Origin of the sequence: Rufibacter roseus (assembly GCF_001647285.1) — a bacterium.
GTDB classification, from domain to species: domain Bacteria; phylum Bacteroidota; class Bacteroidia; order Cytophagales; family Hymenobacteraceae; genus Nibribacter; species Nibribacter roseus.
In genome coordinates, this window is the sequence record NZ_LRML01000003.1 from 206,061 (window position 1) to 222,436 (window position 16,376).

13 protein-coding genes and 1 tRNA gene are annotated in these 16,376 nt (G+C 48.2%); 7 read left to right on the forward strand and 7 right to left on the reverse strand.

Going from position 1 to position 16,376, the window contains the following annotated elements; genetic code table 11:
• Positions 1 to 47: 47 nt before the first annotated feature.
• Positions 48 to 1,046, reverse strand: coding sequence for an enolase C-terminal domain-like protein (locus tag A8O23_RS04910; RefSeq protein WP_066617504.1), 999 nt, complete (start codon positions 1,044 to 1,046; stop codon positions 48 to 50).
• Between the two features lie 363 nt (positions 1,047 to 1,409).
• Here A8O23_RS04910 and A8O23_RS04915 point away from each other — a divergent pair, with 363 nt between their 5' ends.
• The 7 genes from A8O23_RS04915 (at position 1,410) to A8O23_RS04945 (ending at position 11,612) form a co-directional block, all read left to right on the forward strand.
• The gene (locus tag A8O23_RS04915) at positions 1,410 to 2,789 is read left to right on the forward strand and encodes a dicarboxylate/amino acid:cation symporter (RefSeq protein WP_066617508.1); all 1,380 of its coding nucleotides are present in this window, start codon (positions 1,410 to 1,412) and stop codon (positions 2,787 to 2,789) included.
• Positions 2,790 to 3,026: 237 nt separating this feature from the next.
• A complete protein-coding gene (locus A8O23_RS04920) occupies positions 3,027 to 3,590 on the forward strand; it encodes a thioredoxin family protein (RefSeq protein ID WP_066618267.1) in 564 nt (187 codons plus the stop codon).
• Between the two features lie 488 nt (positions 3,591 to 4,078).
• Positions 4,079 to 5,440, forward strand: a complete 1,362-nt coding sequence (locus A8O23_RS04925) for a M16 family metallopeptidase (RefSeq protein ID WP_066617511.1) — start codon at positions 4,079 to 4,081, stop codon at positions 5,438 to 5,440.
• Complete coding sequence (locus A8O23_RS04930) at positions 5,440 to 7,056, forward strand: M16 family metallopeptidase (RefSeq protein WP_066617515.1); 1,617 nt, start codon at positions 5,440 to 5,442, stop codon at positions 7,054 to 7,056. The genes A8O23_RS04925 and A8O23_RS04930 overlap by 1 nt, the downstream gene beginning before the upstream one ends.
• A gap of 306 nt (positions 7,057 to 7,362) precedes the next feature.
• Positions 7,363 to 8,259, forward strand: a complete 897-nt coding sequence (locus A8O23_RS04935; protein ID WP_066617517.1) for a T9SS type A sorting domain-containing protein — start codon at positions 7,363 to 7,365, stop codon at positions 8,257 to 8,259.
• A gap of 96 nt (positions 8,260 to 8,355) precedes the next feature.
• Positions 8,356 to 10,683: a GAF domain-containing protein gene (locus A8O23_RS04940; RefSeq protein WP_066617519.1), complete on the forward strand. Its 2,328-nt coding sequence runs from the start codon at positions 8,356 to 8,358 to the stop codon at positions 10,681 to 10,683.
• Positions 10,684 to 11,087: 404 nt separating this feature from the next.
• Entirely contained in the window at positions 11,088 to 11,612 is a 525-nt protein-coding gene (locus A8O23_RS04945; RefSeq protein ID WP_066617521.1) for an O-acetyl-ADP-ribose deacetylase, read from the forward strand.
• A gap of 6 nt (positions 11,613 to 11,618) precedes the next feature.
• On the opposite strand, the gene A8O23_RS04950 is transcribed toward A8O23_RS04945, so the two are convergent.
• The 6 genes from A8O23_RS04950 to A8O23_RS04975 all read right to left on the reverse strand — a co-directional run bounded on the left by A8O23_RS04950 (position 11,619) and on the right by A8O23_RS04975 (position 16,253).
• Positions 11,619 to 12,461: a hypothetical protein gene (locus A8O23_RS04950; RefSeq protein WP_066617523.1), complete on the reverse strand. Its 843-nt coding sequence runs from the start codon at positions 12,459 to 12,461 to the stop codon at positions 11,619 to 11,621.
• 146 nt (positions 12,462 to 12,607) lie between these two features.
• Positions 12,608 to 13,801 (reverse strand): enoyl-ACP reductase FabV, encoded by a 1,194-nt coding sequence (gene fabV / locus A8O23_RS04955; RefSeq protein WP_066617526.1) that lies wholly within the window; start codon positions 13,799 to 13,801, stop codon positions 12,608 to 12,610.
• Positions 13,802 to 13,933: 132 nt separating this feature from the next.
• Complete coding sequence (locus A8O23_RS04960; protein WP_066617528.1) at positions 13,934 to 14,644, reverse strand: phosphatase PAP2 family protein; 711 nt, start codon at positions 14,642 to 14,644, stop codon at positions 13,934 to 13,936.
• An 81-nt stretch (positions 14,645 to 14,725) separates the two neighbouring features.
• On the reverse strand, positions 14,726 to 15,214 hold the full coding sequence (locus A8O23_RS04965) for a hypothetical protein (protein WP_066617531.1): 489 nt from the start codon (positions 15,212 to 15,214) through the stop codon (positions 14,726 to 14,728).
• Positions 15,215 to 15,362: 148 nt separating this feature from the next.
• Positions 15,363 to 15,444: transfer RNA gene (locus tag A8O23_RS04970), tRNA-Leu, on the reverse strand.
• A 92-nt stretch (positions 15,445 to 15,536) separates the two neighbouring features.
• On the reverse strand, positions 15,537 to 16,253 hold the full coding sequence (locus tag A8O23_RS04975) for a phosphatase PAP2 family protein (protein ID WP_066617533.1): 717 nt from the start codon (positions 16,251 to 16,253) through the stop codon (positions 15,537 to 15,539).
• Positions 16,254 to 16,376 lie beyond the last annotated feature (123 nt).

The window sequence follows — 16,376 nt, forward strand, 5'->3', positions numbered from 1 at the left end:
CTGGCTGTTTTGGGATTCTTTTCTAAAAAACAGGTCTAAAACAACAACTACGGCTGCTCTACTGGGTACAACCGCCCTGCCTCCTCACGCACTAAGCCAAACGGCTCGTCCTTTACAATCAACATACCGTCTAAGTCTAGGATATTTACGCCATGGGCCAATTGCAGGGCAGACCAAATACCCATGGAGGTTTCCATCATGCAGCCTATCATGGTTTTCAGGCCTAGGGAACGGGTCTTGTTCAGAATTTCGAGGCCATTGAGGTAACCGCCAGCTTTCATCAGTTTCATGTTTACGCCATGGAACTGCTGCTGTAGCAGGTCCCAATCGGCGTGGTCAGTCACCGATTCATCGGCGAACAAGTCATAGGGCGTATGCTTCTTGAGGTACAGGTACTCTTCTTGCAGCGCCGATGGCATGGGCTGCTCTATCATGATGATAGGGTACTTTTTCAGACCTTCAAAGAAACGCATGAGGGCATCAGGGTCTTGCCAGGCCTCGTTGGCGTCCACCACCAGCGGTTGCGAGGTGGCACGGGCAACTTCAGCCATCATGTCCAGCCCGCTCTCTTGGTTTACTTTCACCTTCAGGTACTCAAAACGCTTCAGGCCATGCTCGGCGGTAAAGGCGGCAATTTTGCCGGGGTCCATGATGGGGAAAGAATAAGCCGTGGGCGCCGAGGTTACTGGTTCTACCCCCAGGAATTCCGGGACGGTTTTGTTCTGCTTGCGGCACAGGTAATGCACCATCGCACTCTCCAGGGCAAAACGCAGGGCAGGCAGCACGGGCACCTGCGTTGTCAGCTGCTGCAGTTCAGTAACCGAGCCTATCTGGTCAAGGCCACTGGCTTGTAACTGGGCAAACTGTTGGTTCAACAGCTCAGGGGTTTCGCCGTAGCGAACGTTAGGAGCCGCCTCGCCACGGCCTTGGAGCTGGCCATCACCCACTGTGATGAACAGGTTTGTTTTAATATCAGAGGCATTGCGTGATATTTTCCAGGTATAGCGCAACGTCAGTTCTCGGGTCTCAATATGCCAAGTGAGCATAGGTATTCGGGTTAAGGGAATAAAGGTTCAAGTGTAGCAAAAAACCACCAATACCCCACCAGCATCTCCTCACTTTTTAAAAATTTTACTAAAGCAGCCCCTTATGCTGACTAGCTTGAAACAATAGTCTTTTCCCTTGGGCTTCATCTGATACCATAGCCCTTTATAAAAGTCGTTGCAGGCATGAAATTACAGGCCGCAGCGGCTAAAATCTTCTGTTTTTCTCACTTGTTATTCCTATGCATTTTATGTAATAGAATTCATTACATTTGTCGGTTTTTCTGTAGAGTAAACTGCTGTTTCGGCACCATTTCATCTCTTACAAAAATTGATTCTTACCCTAATTTTTGAATTACACCTTTTATGAAAAAGTACGCGCTGGCTCTGTCGGCTTTTGTCATTATTACTGTGGCGGCTACCTTAACGGTGGTACAGAACTACCGCTGGGTAGTTATTCCGGAAACGGCACTAACTTCTGCCCGTTGGGTAGGCATTGCTCTTCTGGCCCTATTCGCTTACAGAAAGAGATCGCTTACTACCTGGATTCTGGTGAGTATGGTCATTGGCGCCGAGATAGGTTATTCCTTTCCTGAATTTGCGCAAAGCCTGAACGTGCTGAGCAAGATTTTCCTGAAGCTGGTGAAAACCATTATTGCACCGCTCATTTTCGCTACCCTGGTGGTGGGTATTGCGGGGCATTCTAACCTGAAGCAGGTGGGTAAAATGGGAGGCAAGGCGCTCATCTATTTCGAGATTGTGACCACTATTGCCTTATTTATTGGTTTGGCGGCCATTAACATAAGCAAAGCCGGCGAAGGCATTGTATTGCGTGGCGAGGCCAGTGACGAAATAAAGGCCCCTGAGCCGCAGACCTGGCAAGACATTATCCTGCACATTTTCCCAGAGAACATTGCCAAGTCGGTGGCCGATGGACAGGTACTCCAGATTGTGGTGTTTAGCGTATTGTTCGGTATTGGATTAGCCATGCTGAATGAGCGCAAGCGCCGTCCGTTACTGGAGGTGACGGAGAGCTTGGCAGAAACCATGTTCAAATTCACGAACATCATCATGTACTTTGCGCCTGTTGCCGTGGGTGCCGCCATTGCCTATACCGTAGGCCATATGGGCTTTAGTATTCTGATTAACCTGTTCCAGTTGCTGGCTACTTTATACGTGGCTTTGCTGGCATTTTTGGTGCTGGTGCTGTTGCCGGTGGCCCTGTTCTTCCGGATTCCTATTGTCATGTTTGCCAAAGCCATTGCCGAACCAGTATCAATTGCCTTTGCCACCACCAGTTCTGAAGCCGCCCTGCCCCGCGCCATGGAAGCCATGGAATCTATTGGCGTACCGCGCAAAGTAGTGGCGTTTGTCATGCCCATGGGCTACAGTTTCAACTTAGACGGCACCACGCTCTATTTATCTTTAGCCTCTGTGTTTGTGGCACAGGCGGCGGGCGTTCCGTTTACTTGGGAGCAGCAGCTGCTGATGGTATTCACGCTCATGCTCACGAGTAAAGGGGTGGCCGGGGTACCTCGTGCCTCCTTGGTGATCCTGATGGGCACAGCCGCTTCGTTTGGGTTACCCGTGGAACCCATCTTTATCATTCTGGGTATTGACGAGCTCATGGACATGGCCCGCACCTCAGTAAACGTGATAGGGAATTGCCTGGCCACTGCGGTCATTGCCCGTTGGGAAGGTGAATTCGTGGACCTTGACGAGCCCCGACCTATTGAATCAATTTAGCGCTTTGCTCAATTACAAATTAGAATTTAAGAATTAGAAATGAAGATAATCTGTTTTCGGCTTGTTTTCTGAAAAACAGGCCGAAAACGTAAAGTAGCCTTTGCTCGCCAACAGGTAGTTCTCTTCGATGGGAATGGGCAGAACCTGCAAAGCCCAGAACTTGGTTAAATTTTTCGGGCGAAATGAATATTGATAGTACTTTTATCCGTTAAATGGAAAAGTAACAAAGAAACAGCCATGAAATACAGCTTTCTCATAATTGCCTTGGTAGTGTTAGCAAGTTGCGCCACCCCTCGGCAGGCACCTATCACTGAAAACACCCACACCGGTTTAGACCCGAACGAAAACCGCGAGGAGGCAAACCAGGCGGGTGACGGCAACGTGCTTATTGGCCCTACCACCCGCGTGGCATTTGAGCAAGCCCCGTACAGTGAGTGGTTTCACCCTATGTACCTGAAATACAAACCCAATGAAACCATAATGGAGGAGCTACAGCCTCTATTGGAGGGCGTGAGTATAAAAGGCTACATTGGCAGCTGGTGCTTAGATAGCCAGCGGGAAGTGCCCAGATTCTTTAAGATACTGGATGCCGCCCGCTTTCCCTATGCCCGCCTGGAGCTCATTAGCCTGCGCGAGGATAAAACTAGTTTAGCCGGTGAAGAAAAAGCAGATAACGTCACAGCTGTCCCCACTTTTATCTTCTATAAAGACGGCAAAGAACTTGGCCGGATCATAGAAACCGCCTACCCCACTCTGGAGATGAACATGGTGCAAGTGCTCTCCGGCAAATCACAGAATTGACTTCCCTTTCGGGCCTGTTTTTCAGAAAACAGGCCCGAAACGCTTTAAGGCACTTTTCAATATTATTTCAGCCTGCTGCTTTTACTATTTTCCCACGCATTGCTGAGATATTGGCACAGACACTCGCAGGTTTGAAAAACGCTGCGAGGTCATTTGAGCAAGCGATAATGTTTTGCAAAAGTAGGGACAGGTCGCGACCTGTCCGCTGCGTAGGCCAATGCATTATCAGCAGCTATAGAACCAGAAGAACACCTATCCCTCCGAGAAGGGAACATCAGCAGTGCGTGAAAAGGCAATAACCTAGTCACCTGTTTTAGACCTACTTTTTGAAAAACAGGCTATAAACGCAAATACTGCACTGTTTTCTCCCTCCTGACTTTCAACACGAACATGTAGCAGTGAAATCCGCAACTTCGGTCTCATTTTTGTAACTTCACCCCTGCAGGTGGCTAACGAACATCTGCTAGTCTCACTAACACAACTTATCTATGAACAAAACAAAACTGCTTAGCCTGGTGCTGTTGCTGTGTACACTGGTCGTCAGCGGCTATGCGCAGGCACAGGGCACCGGCGAAAAAATCTTGCCCTACCCTATCCAGCAGACCAAACTGGCCAACGGCCTGAACGTGGTCACTGTGCCGTATAATACTCCCGGACTTGCTGCCTTCTATATTGTGGTGCGTGCCGGTTCTAGAGAGGAAGTAGAGCCAGGCAAAACCGGTTTCGCGCATTTCTTTGAGCACATGATGTTCCGGGGCACCGAGAAGTATTCTACTCAAGAGTACGAGGAAGTGCTGAAGTCTATTGGTGCCTCGGCCAACGCCAACACCTCCACAGACCGCACCGTGTACCACATGACCGGCAACGCCGATATGCTGGAGAAAATGTTTGAGGTAGAAGGCGACCGCTTCCAGAACCTGAAATACTCAGAGCACGACTTCAAGACCGAAGCCGGCGCTGTGAAAGGTGAGTACACCAAGAACTCCGCCAGCCCCTACTCACAGCTTTACGAGAAACTCTACAGCACCGCCTTTAAGAAGCACACCTACGCCCACACCACCATGGGCTTCTTTAAAGACGTGGTAGACATGCCCAACCAGTTTGCCTACTCCAAAGTATTCTTCGACCGCTTCTACCGCCCAGAATATACTACCATTGTGGTAGTGGGTGATGTAAAGCAGGAAGAAGTGAACCGTCTGGCGCAGAAATACTTCGGCAACTGGAAACGCGGAAAATATACTCCTAAGATTGAGACCGAACCCGCCCAGAAAGAAACCCGCTACGCGCACGTGCAGCAGGCTGGCTTTCCGCCGTACCTGTTGCTGGCGTACAAAGGCCCCGCTTTCTCAGACACCAACAAAGACCTGCCCGCACTTGATTTAATGACCAGCATTCTGTTCGCTCCTACTTCAGAACTGTACAAGAAACTGGTGCTGCAAGAGCAGAAAGTACGTTTTGTGGGCGGCGGCCCCAGCTTCTCCCGCGACCCTAACCTTATTTCAGTGTCTGCCAGTGTGGTGAAAGCTGAAGACCTGCAGTACGTGAAAGACGAGATCACCAAGGCTATCAACGAGATGAAAACCAAGCCTGTTGATGCCCAGAAACTGCAGGACACCAAAAGCAACAACCGCTACAGCTTCGCCATGGCCATGGACAGTCCAGACGCCATTGCCAATGCCTTGTCTCGCTATATTTGGCTCACCGGCGACCCTGAAGCCCTGAACCGACTTTATGCGCTGTATGACCAGGTAACGCCGCAAGACATTATGAATGTGGCCAAAAAATATTTCGTGAACAGTGGCCTTACCATTGCCACCATCTCACCTAACAAAGAAGGAGGTGTGAAATAATGAAAAAGATACTGACTTATATTCTGCCGCTGGCCCTAAGCTTAGCCGCCTGCCAGAAACAACCGCAAACCTCCGCCACCGTTGACCCAGAAAAAGCACCAGATGAAGCGCTGGTAGTAGCCACTATGCCCTTTGACGTGGTAGAACTGGCTCTGCCTGAGTCAGACAAAGTAATTGTGAAGCTCATGTTCCGGAATGGCTCTATCTCAGACCCAACCGGAAAAGCAGGACTTACCTATGCCACCGCCCAAACCATAATGGCTGGGGGTACCCAAGAGCTGACCAACACCCAGATTCAGGAGAAAATCTACCCCATGGCCGCCCAGTACGGTGCCAGCGTAGACAAAGAGGCCACTGTGTTCACGTTTGCCGTGCATAAAGATTTCCTGAACGAGTTCTACCCTATTCTGAAAGGTTTGGTGCTCACGCCACGCTTCGCGGAAGAAGATTTTAATCGTGTTAAGTCAAATCAGCAGAACTTTGTTGACCAAGTTATCCGCTCCTCTTCAGACGAGGATTACAGCAAGAAAGCTTTGGAAGACCTCCTGTTCCGGGGCACTAATTACCAGCACACGCCCCAAGGCACCAGCACGGGCGTAAAAGGAATTACCCTGGAAGATGTGCGTAACCATTACCAGAATTTCTTCACGCGCCACAACGTCACCGTTAGTATTGCCGGCAACTATTCCCAAGATTTCCTGAACCGCCTTACTGTTGACTTGGAAGGACTATCGGGTACCCGACCTAACATTCCGCAGCCGGGCAAAGCCAACAAACCCGACGGAATTGTGGTGGAGATCATTAGCAAGCCAAACGCCTTGGGCTCGGCTATTTTTACCGGCACACCGCTTAGAATCACCCGTTCTTCAGATGATTTCGCGGCCCTGATGGTGGCAAACTCTTACCTGGGCGAGCACCGCAAGAGTTACGGCCAGCTGTACAACAAAATAAGAAGTACCCGCTCCATGAATTACGGAGACTACAGCTATATTGAATGGTACGAGAACGGTGGTTCTAACATGCTGCCCGTACCTGGCGTGCCCAGAAGCTCAAACTACCATGCCCTCTGGATCAGACCCGTACAAACTGCCGAAGGCCTGAAACAGCAGTACAAAGAACTGAGCGGCATTAAAGTAGGGCACGCCCACTTTGCCCTGCGTCTGGCTCTGCGTGAGGTGGACAATATGATCAAGACCGGTATCAGCAAAGAAAATTTCGAGCTGACCCGCCAGTTCCTGCGCAGCTACAACAAGCTGTACATCCAAACCCCTGAGAAACGCCTGGGCTTTTTGCTGGACTCGCACTTCTACGGCCGCCGCGATTACATTGAAGACATGGATGCGCTATTGGCTAAATTGACGGTGGAAGACGTAAACCAGGCCATCAAGAAATACTGGACCGCTGATAACCTGTACGTGACTATTGTGACCGACGACAGCGAAGCCCAACCTTTGGCCGATGCCCTGAAGAACAACACTCCCTCGCCCATGAGCTACTCTAATATTGTGAAAGAGGGACTTCCACAATCAGTGAAAGATGAAGATGCACAAATTGCCAACTTCAAGCTGAATGTGAAAGAAGTACGCATAGTAGATACCAACGACACCTTCAGATAAGAAGGCTCAGTTCTAAAACAAGAAAAGCCGGTGCAGCAACAGCATCGGCTTTTTTTATTTATTACCAATGACAAACCATACAGCCTGTACTCGAACCTAGCCTTTTCAATGCAGTCCCCGCTACTCTTAATAAAATTTGGCACCTGCTGACTGGCAAGTTTAAATGCTCGCAGTTGAAAATACACCAATACCTTCTTCTGTTTTTAGCCTCTTTTTGAAAAAATAGCATCAAAACGTTAATTTTTCTATCTTTCATTAAACCTCTGAACTTCAACTGCATCTAAAGCAAGAAAAGACTATAAAGTTATGAACAGCAAAATTTGGTTGTGCCTACTGGCGTTGGTGATGCTGCTAGGCAATAGCGTTCTGGCGCAAAAAGACAAAAGACCTGGACGCAAAGCAGTGCATGGGGAGCTTCGGAAAGAGTTGGCTACTTACCAGCGTCTACACATTGCTCCGTTTATACTAGAACAGCGCAAAGAGCTGGATAAAAAACTTTCAAAAGCAGACAAAAGAGAGCTGGCTGACATACGGCAGCAACTGGCCCTGCACCGCCAAAGCCAGAAGGAACGCTTCAAGCAGCTGAAAGCAGAACGCGAAACTCAACAAACTCCTCTCACTGAAGATCAAAAGGCAGAATTCAAAGCTGCTCGTGCAGAGCAACGGGAGCAGTTGTTACGATTAGCCGAATTGGCCAAGCGTAATGAAAAGCACTTAACGCCCATTGGAGTAAAAGTAAAAGCGCAGCAGGAAAAATGGCGGACTGATTTACAGGCCATTGCCGCTAAGCATGGGGTTACAGAGGAACAAATGCAAAACCGCGAGCGCAGAAGAGGGCCCATCAAAGAAAGGTTTATTGAACGCTGGAACGCCACCCGCTTTCTTCTCATAGACCCCAACAAGCCGGTTCATCAGGCACAGACTATTAATCCAGAAAAGTCAGATAACACCAGTTCTCTTCAACTAAGCCCCAACCCAACTACTGACAAAGCTACTTTGCGCTTTAACGTACCAACAGCGGGCAATGTGAAAATTGAGTTGTTAGATGCCCAGGGGCAAGTGGTACAGCAAGCAATTGACCGCACCTTCCCCGCCGGAAAACAGGCGCAAACCGTACAGTTAGCCGCACTTAAAGAAGGTGTTTATTTTTACCGCGTCACCACATCCAGCGGAACTGAAACCATCCGTTTTTTGAAGCAGTAACCCAATAGCACGTTAAATCTTCTATTTTTCAGAAAGCCAGCTTTTAAGCTGGCTTTTTCTGTATCTGCCAAGGCTGTTTTGCGTTAAAAGCCCTGTATGCATTCCCAAGAACATAATATCAGCGTTACTACTTTTCCGTTCAAGGCCAACCTGAGCTTTGCACCCATCATTAGGTATTGGCAGCAGGAGCACGAAGGCTGCAAAAGCAGCTTTATACACTGTGCGCAGGAAATCACCCGTCAGCTTAAAGATGCCCCGGAATTGTTAGGCCCCATCACGGACCTAAAAGTGCTGGAGAATTATGAGTGCATCATTGACCTGCTCATGACGGCTGTTTTTCCACCTGCCACTCGTGAAATTGAAGCCATAGGAACTGTAGGGCCTAACTACGATGTCAGCTTTTACCATACAGATCTGTTCAGGGAAATCATTCTAACTGACCATAATTACCTCAAGCGCCCCCTGAACATTGACGAGCACCGCATGCTTTTCAACCGGGTGCGCATGGTCTACTTTATGGTTCTGGAGAAGTTTTACCAGGTACAGGTACCTCACGAGGAGTTCTTGATTTATACCGTTCCCGATTATCAGCTGGGCCTGTACCGGCACTACAACGTTGAGATTAACACCCAGTTCCTGGATATTACGCCCCTTGGTCCGCTGCCCACTTTGTCAGAAGTTGAGATTCAGCATCTGTTAGACAACATCCGGGACATGGACATTTGGATGAAGGTTCTCCCTCCGGAGTTGTTTGAAATCAATGGTTTTTACACCCTTCACCTGGTAGATGTAACTGTGCAGGAAGTCTTGTCTTCGCTGAAGAACGATTTGCTGGAGCGCGACGTCATGCTGGCACCAGATAGGTTTGAACAACTACAGGAGAAGGTACGCATCTACTTTAAACGCCCCCATTTGCAGCTGGGGGTGGCGGCGTTCCACAAAAATCGAAGCACTTTTGTAAACTTCGGCAACAAGATAAACCACAGTTTTTTATTGCAGAGTGAGCCAAGCAGCAGCAGTTACGTAGGGTTTAAGTCTATTTATGACAGCTTGGTACGCGATGGCAGGCCACTGGTAGTAAAAGATGTAGCCAAGTCTGACCAGCTACCTGAAGGCGTGCGCGAAGAAATGCTGGGCATGGGTATACAGAACATCATTCTGGCGTTGCTACGCTACGGTGAAGAGCCCATTGGCATTCTGGAGTTGGGCTCCCCTAATCCTGGCGATTTGGACAATTTCTCACTTTCTAAAATAGAGCAGTTTCTGCCCCTTTTTGCAGTTGCTGTCAACCGTAATTCAGAAGAAATTGAGGCACGGGTACAGGCAGTAATACGCGATAAGTTTACGGCTATACATCCGGTGTTGGAGTGGCGATTCAGAGAGGCTGCCCTGAACTTGCTAGACAAAATGAATAACACTCCGGGGCCAGTGGAAATGGAGCCCATTGTATTTCCGGATGTATACCCACTGTACGCCGCCGCCGATGTACGCGGCTCCAGCACTGAGCGAAACACTGCTATTTTAGGCGACTTGGTTGAACACCTACAGTTGGCGGAGCGAATTCTGAAAAAGGCTATTGAAGTACACCCCCTGCCCATTCTGGATGAGTTACGCTTCTCGGTGACCAAACATTTGCGTCAGCTCAAAAAAGGCCTGATCTCGCAAGACGGCATCCTCATTTTTGATATGCTGCGCACGCAGGTAGAGCCAATGTTTGAGTTTCTGGAAGCCACCCACCCAGACCTGATGCCCTACATTCAGAACTACCGAGATGCCATGGATCCCGACTTGGGCATTTTATACAAGCGCCGTAAAGCATTTGAGGAAAGCCTCACGCTCATAAACGAGACCATTTCTGAATACATTGAGCAGGAGGAGCTGAGCGCCCAGAATATGTACCCGCACTATTTTGAGAAGTTTAAAACCGATGGGGTGGAATTCAACATTTACGTGGGCGCCTCATTAGAAGAGCGGCAGCCATTTGACATCATGTTTCTGCGGAACCTGCGTTTGTGGCAACTTATGGTTATGTGCGAAGTCACCCGCCGCGCCGCCGCACTTAAACCTAAATTAAAAGTACCTTTAGAAACCACGCAGCTCATTCTCATTCACAGCCAACCCTTGGCCATCCGGTTCCGGCAAGATGAACGAAAGTTCGACGTAGACGGAGCGTATAATATTCGCTATGAAATAGTGAAAAAACGGGTGGACAAGGCGCTGATACGTGGCACCGACGAACGCCTCACCCAACCTGGCAAAGTAGCTATTGTTTATTCCCAGGCCCGCGAAGCCAACGAATACATGGAGTACATAGAATACCTCCAAAACAAACAAGTACTGACCGAAGACGTGGAAAACCTGGAGATAGATGACCTACAAGGCGTCAGTGGCCTAAAAGCATTGAGGGTAAAAGTAAATTGCTAGATTTCAATATGTTGATTATTGAATGTGCTAATGTGCTATTTCAACTTTGAAGATGCGGGAATTTGAAGATGGAAAGATTACAGGCGATAAGGCTGCCTTTAGTTTAATTATAACTGCTTTTAGTCTGTTTTATAAAAAGCAGGCCGAAAACGCAAAAGCGCAGTTCCTTCTCCCCGAGGGAGAAGGTTAGGATGAGGGGAGGACAGTCTCAGAATGAGACAAACAGAAAGTAAATGCTATTCGCTTAAAATTCTCTATGGCGCGGAAGTTACTTCCGTGACTTACAGATACTGCTTGGTAAGTCATGGTAGTAACTTCCGCGCCATAGAAAATGAATTGAAGAAATGCTTATAAAAGCTAATTCCGTTTCCGCCTACTTTTCAAAAAAACAGCCCTAAAACACTATGAACCAAAACAGAATTAATCTACTGAAAGGAGACATCACCAAAGTTACCACTGATGCCATTGTGAACGCGGCAAACTCCAGCTTGTTAGGTGGCGGTGGTGTTGACGGGGCTATTCACCGCGCAGGCGGTCCGGCTATTCTGGAGGAGTGTAAACAGATCAGAGCCAGGCAAGGCGGCTGCCCTACCGGCGAAGCCGTGATTACCACCGGCGGTGATTTACCTGCTCAGTACGTCATCCATACCGTTGGGCCGGTGTGGAACGGCGGCCATAAAAATGAACCTAAGTTGCTAGCCAACTGCTACCGCAATTCCTTGCTTCTGGCTCAGCAACACAAAGTAAAGATCATCGCCTTCCCTAACATCAGCACGGGCGTGTATGGCTATCCAAAAGACAAAGCAGCTCAGGTGGCCGTGCAAACTGTTCAGGAGTTCTTACAGGAAAATAAGCTGCCGGAGCAGGTAACTTTTGTAGTATTTGATGAAGAGAACCTGAGGCTATATGAGCAGTTGTTAGGCGAATAATGTTTCCTACTTTCCGTTACTGGCCGATGTAAAATGGTAGAACTCCTTTAACTCAATGTCCTTTCCGTTGGTCAACTTCCGGAGTTCGCTTAAAATGTAGTACCGGTGCAGAAAGCCAGTCAATACCACCAACCGTTTCCCCGGATAATGATTGGCCATGCGCATGATGTTTCTGGCCATGGTCTGGTTACGCAAATCCCAAAAATCAGCCCACAACTGATATCCATTCCGGTAACTGATTTGCTCTCCGTTAGGCTTGGTTAAAAAAGTGGTATCAAACTCAATTCTGTTGTTGGTAATGCTGGCGATACCATGGTGCTGCAGATCCTGCCGCCTTTTGGCAAGAGCATCTGTAGTACCGTTATTGAAATGCTGCGGAGATTTAGCCGCCCGCACTTTCAAAGAATCTGTGATATCATGGTAAGCTTGTACTATGGCGTGCTGCTGAGCCGTGAGTTGGTTAGCCTTGTACAGAGAATTCAGCAATTTGATAGTTAGGTTATCAGCGGGCACCATCCCTCTTTCCCGCCGGTACTCGTTCCTCCCCTCAAATTCAAAAGGCCGCACCATAGCCTTAGGGTGCCGCGCCAGGTACCTGATGGTGGCATTTTGTTCGTTTTCTTTAGACGGATATTTGTACTGGAAATCTTGAGTGAAGAAAGATGAATCAATTTCAGCAAGAATAATATCTGGCTGCACCCGCTCCAGAATGTAGTACAGCGTATCTGCGTTGAAATTAGGAACAGCCTGATGAATGCTGCCAATCACAATAATTTCTGTCTTCTTCTGCTGAGCAAACGACTGAACGGTTAGAAGTAAAGAGCAAATTACGGCAAAGAGGTACTTCATATAATTTGATGCTGGGGGAAAGTGTTGAAACAGGAGGAAAAAATTAGTCCTGTTGGCGAAGCAAAAACTTGCACCAACAGGACTAAGACAACCTGTTTCAGGCGTATTTTTCATAAAAAAGGCCTGAAACAGAAATTCTAAGGTAGTTACTGTACCAGACCTGGCACCTCTACTACTTCGTTCACATCTTTTTCGTACTCCACGCCGTCTACCTCAAACCCGAACAGGTTAAAAAAGTCGGTGCGGTAGCCTTGCAGGTCACCAATCTCAGAAAGATTTTCAGTGTTAGCTTGCTCCCAAAGGGCGGCCACTTCGGCTTGCACGTCATCGCGCATTTCCCAGTCGTCAATTCTGATGCGGCCTTGCTCATCAGTAGGCACTTCGCCGTTGGCATATAGTCTATCCTGGAACAAACGCTGAATCTGCTCAATAGTACCTTCGTGAATGCCTTTCTCTTTCATGACCTTGTACAGCAATGAAATGTACAGCGGAATAACCGGAATAGCCGAGCTGGCCTGCGTCACCAAGGCCTTGTTCACTGAAACGTAAGCTTTTCCGCCCAGGTCTTTCAACTTATCAGTGATAGTAAACGCGGTAGCTTCCAAGTGGTCTTTGGCGCGGCCAATGGTGCCTTTGCGGTACACTGCCTCGGTCAAAGATGGTCCAATGTAAGAGTAAGCCACGGTAACGGCACCTTCCGCCAACACACCAGCTTTTTTCATCTCATCTATCCACATTTCCCAATCTTCGCCACCCATTACGGCTACGGTATTTTCTATATCTTCCTCATTGGCTGGCGCAATGCTTACCTCGGTCACGTTGCCGGTATGGAAATCAACGGTCTTGTTAGAGAAGGTCTGGCCAATTGGTTTTAAGGCAGAATTGTGGGTTACGCCGGTTTTAGGGTTTGTTCTGCGGGGCGAAGCCAAGCTGTACACCACCAGATCTACCTGGCCTAAATCAGCTTTGATAAGATCAATTGTCTTTTGTTTGATTTCATCAGAAAAGGCGTCGCCGTTGATACTCTTGGCGTACAAACCGGCCTCCTGCGCTTTTTGCTCAAATGCGGCAGTGTTGTACCAACCTGGTGAACCTGGCTTTCCTTCCGCCGATGGCTTCTCAAAATACACCCCAACAGTAGCAGCGTTAGAACCAAAGGCGCTCGTGATTCTGGAGGCCAACCCAAAACCAGTAGAGGCACCAATCACCAATACTTTTTTAGGGCCGTCAATAGTGCCTTTTGATTTCACATAGTTGATCTGGTTCTCTACATTTTGGGCGCATCCTTCAGGATGAGAAGTCAGGCAGATAAAGCCGCGAACTCTGGGCGTTATAATCATAGTATATTCGTTTTACAGATTTCTGTTTAGGTAAACGGACAATTGCAGACGTAAAAATTGTCAATTTTATTGACAATTTACACCACCTAGTACTCTTTCCTGAGCTGACCCAGCCAGAAGCAGTAGCCAGTTTCAATTTTCAATCTTACTCTCCACCTTGCGCCCCATGCGGTGCTGCAGCTTTTTGAGTAAGTACAGCGCCACCATGAGCCAAAGAATTCCGGCGCTCCAACCGGCCAGCACATCTGAGGCATAATGCACGTTCAGGTAAACCCGGCTAAAACCGATGAGAAATATCCAGATGCCTACTAGAATGCAGAGAATCCATCTTAGCCACACCTGTCTTACATTGGTCCAGATCAGGTAGGCAATGAGGCCCCAGAACGCGCCGCCAATCATGGCATGCCCACTCGGGAAGCTGTTTCCGCTCTGCTCCAGAAAAGCAGTCTCTGGCCTAGGGCGGTCAAAGATCCACTTCATGGTTTGGTTAAAAAGCGTGGTAGTTGCCGAAATGGTGATAATCTTGAGAGAGTAAAAGCGCCAGCGCTGGAAGATCAGGAAAACCGCAGCCAGCCCCAAAGAACCATAAATGAGAAAGTCCTTTGACCCGAAGAAGGTGACGAAATACATGAAGGCGGTATTCTCTGGCGTGGTGACGCTGGCGGCAAAAGCAAACGCAGCCTGGTCCAGTTCTTTTTCCTGCTCTACAAACACCACCGTGGCCATCCAGAAAAACAGCAGCGCACAGGCTACAAACACCAGCCACGCCAGCGCCACCTGCACCGACATAACTGCCAGCAGCGCGCCCAGTTTTTTAAACAACCGTTGTACCCGTTCCTGCATGCGTCTCTTTTTTTACCCGCTTGTACGCAAGAGAAGGTCCAGAAAGATTCAAACTAAATGGTTCTGTGCAAACAGATGCTACTAATTGGTTTGGGAAGAGAGGTGCTGATACAACAGTTTGGCAGCTGATTTCAACAACGGAATGTCATATGAACGCTCTTGGCAACGGTTCATATCAAAATGGCAAAGGGTCCCGAAGGGTTGTTCGTACTCATCGCTGATTAACACGCCGCAATAGGAGATAACCGGTGAATTTACTTTACCCTTTAACCGCTCATCAGTTGTTACGTCGTTAAACTCCAGCGACTTGCTCGGCTCATGCTGCACCAGGGCACAGTAAGTGGCTTTCATGGGGAAGTTTTCTCCCTTAACTAATTTCCCGGCAAGGCTATCGAACAGCGCTATGTTCGTAAGTATATTGCCGGTGTATTTATAAATACCCGTAAACCTATGGGGGGTTCTACTTCCAAGAAAGTGTAAGGCTCCTTCCAATCCCTGCTCTTTTAGCAACTCACTAAATTTGTTAAAGTCACTTTTCAGGTGCTCCTCATCCACTGGAAAGTCGGCCATTGTCTTAATGTATAAGTTCTTTGTTCAAACCACAAAGGTACCCTATAAATACGGATATCATACTTCTCTAGCATTCGTGTGACTTTTTAGCAACACGAGCAAGATCACACAATAAAAAAGCCGGTCTCATTTCTGAGACCGGCTTCTGTGCGCTGGGGGAGAGTCGAACTCCCACGCCCGAAAGCGCTGCCACCTGAAGACAGTGCGTCTACCAATTTCGCCACCAGCGCAACATTTCACCCCTTCTTTGCAGTTGGGAGCACAAAAGTACTACTTTTTTAGAAATGTCAATACAGGTGCTGTCAGTTGTAGAAAAAAAATTTTAATTGTCCGGCAGCCCCTCTTTTATGACTGGGTTGATGGTACGTTTAGAGAACCGCTCCATGCGGTTTAACATGAAGATAGCAAGTATGACCCAGCCCAGGCCAGCTGCCAGTCCGGCCACCACATCGGTAGCATAATGCACGTGTAAATACACCCGGCTAAACCCTATCATGAGAATCAACAGGCTGAGGAGCGTAATCAGCAGAAATCGCCAGGCAGGCGCCTCTACGTGTTTCCAGACCAGATAAATCAGCAACCCATAAAACGAAGCACTGATCATGGCGTGTCCGCTTGGGAAACTAAGCCCGTACGAATCTACCAAATGCGGCACCAATGGCCTGGGGCGGTCAAACAAGTATTTTAAAATCAAATTCAATGAAATACTCCCCACCGCAATAACCGGCACTTTAATAGAATACCACTTATGCTTTTTCACGAACAGGAAGTACCCAATGAGCAGAAGCCCCAGTACAGTTATAAAATTTCGGGACGCTAAAAACGTGATCGCTTTTATGAACTCTGTCAGGGCAGGCGAATTACGGGCATCGGCCCAGGCAAACGCCATGTTGTCAAAACCCAGCTCACGCCCCGGCATCACTTCTCTGGCCAACCAGAAAAACAATACCAGACATATTATAAAGACAGCCCACAACAGCACCAGTTCCACCGTGAACAAGGCAGTTGAGGCTACAAATTTCCTTAACGCTTTTTTCATATCACAACCTCTTCTAATTCTGTTTCAGAGCTTATTTTTAAAAAACAGCCTTAAAACAAAAGCTCCTCCTCATTACGTATTCGCTTGAATGGACGTTGGGTTTGGCAAACTCAGTAACCACTC